This is a genomic window from Synechococcus sp. R3-13 (assembly GCF_047462195.1).
In the GTDB taxonomy this organism is placed as follows: Bacteria; Cyanobacteriota; Cyanobacteriia; order Thermostichales; family Thermostichaceae; genus Thermostichus.
Map to the genome: position 1 here is coordinate 1 of NZ_JANSIO010000492.1, position 739 is coordinate 739.

A 739-nucleotide genomic window follows, 5' to 3' on the forward strand; every position below is an offset into this window, starting at 1 on the left:
GGCGATCCCCTGCTGTAGGGCTTTGCCCACCAGCCCAATGCGCAGCGGCGTTTCAAAAAATTCGGGGAAAAGGGTAAGGATATCGAACCGCACAGGACTCAGGACGAGGTGCGCAACCGCTCCAAATCCAGGCGCAAGGACTCAATCTGATGGATCAGCTCCATCAACTCAGCCATCTCTTCTCTGGAGATAGCCGGCTTGTTGGGGGAGGAAGCTGGTGTCGGGGGAGCATTCTCGACAGGCGCTTCAGAGTCAGGACTTGCCGAGGGGGCGTTGGCGGCTGGATCCCTGAGACTCTCAACGTAACGAATTGCCTCCTGCTCGATCAACTCTCCCTTTTGCTCCAGCTCCGCCGCCAGTTGTCCCAAGTCCATCGAAAGGCGGTTGAGGTTTTCGGTGCGCTTTTCCGGGTCTTGCAGGATCTCCACCAGAGCGGTGGCCGTGCCGTAAAAAATGTGGCGAGCCCGCGTGAACCAATCTGAAGAGCGAGAACTCATGGCAGCAGAAAGAGGTGGGTTGTGGATTATTCTAGGCGATCCACCCGACGGGATGAGCCCAAGGATACAAGCAGAATACCCGGCGTTCGAGGACAGACTGGAGTCTAGTTCTCCAAAGTCTTGAGGGCAATCTCAACCTGAAGACAGGGTTTAATCGACGGCGCGGATCTCGCCGCTGTTCAGGCGCTCCACAATCGATTCCAGCAGTTCGTGCTGATACATTTACGCTGAACACTGCTGAA

1 protein-coding gene is annotated in these 739 nt (G+C 56.3%); it reads right to left on the reverse strand.

Translation table 11 applies throughout. The annotated features are described in order from the left end of the window. Positions 1-98: 98 nt before the first annotated feature. Positions 99-497 carry a hypothetical protein gene (locus tag NW856_RS13625; protein ID WP_414400687.1) on the reverse strand — a complete coding sequence of 133 codons (399 nt, stop codon included), beginning with the start codon at positions 495-497 and terminating at the stop codon, positions 99-101. Positions 498-739: the final 242 nt, after the last annotated feature.